We start from the raw sequence: 882 nt of genomic DNA on the forward strand, positions 1-882 counted from the left end.
TGAAGCTTTTACCTTTCTTGCTCTTTAGCTTTACTCTGCCATTATGAGGACATTTTAATTCATTATCTTCTAATATAGGACAGAGGAAGGCAGTGGAGAGAGATTCTTTGTTGTCATTGCGAGAAGCTTTAGCTTCGTGGCAATCTCTCTCTTGTTTTATTATCTCTTGAGATTCTTTGCTTTTACATTCTAGCTTGATATGAAGGCTAGAATGAATAAGAGAATAATGAAGTATTGTAAGAGTAGAGGAGTGGAGGAATATTTGGAGAGTAGCATTACCTATGGGGGCAGTAGTGTTATTGTGGGGAGAGGGAGAATCTGCATTTGAATTATTGTTAGTAGAGTTTGATTGAGTAGTGGTAGAGTTTGTGTTGGTAGTGTGGATTGATTCTTTATTGTCATTGCGAGAAGTGTTAGCTTCGTGGCAATCCATAGCATTAGAATCTGTAGCATTGTTGTTTGTGGATTGCTTCGTCATTTCATTCCTCGCAATGACAGAATCCATATCCCCTCCACCTTGTAAGTAATATATGGGTTTATTTGTATTGAATCCCATATTGCTATCTTTGTCTAATTCCCCAAAGTATAAAGGATGAGATTCTATTTCTTTAGAGCCATGAAGGAGAGTAGAGTAGAGGAATATTTGAGTATTGGGAGAATTAAGAATATCTAGGGTGAGATTAGAATCTCTAAAAGTATCATTAGAATCTAAAGTGGGATTAGAGGCTATCTTAGAATCTGTGTATGTATCCTTAGAATCTCTAAGTAGAGATTCTATCTCTGCTATATCTATCTCACTACCATTCTTAGTAAATATATCTATCTTGTTATTATGGAGGTAGAGGAGGTTGGATAGAGAGATGTTGTTAGATTGATTTATTG

Annotated in this window: 1 pseudogene; it reads right to left on the minus strand. The window is 35.8% G+C overall.

The window, feature by feature from the left end:
- Window positions 1-882: pseudogene (locus tag CQA53_RS12860) on the minus strand (hypothetical protein); the annotation flags it as partial.

The sequence above is a fragment of the Helicobacter didelphidarum genome (assembly GCF_003364195.1).
Classification (GTDB): Bacteria; Campylobacterota; Campylobacteria; order Campylobacterales; family Helicobacteraceae; genus Helicobacter_A; species Helicobacter_A didelphidarum.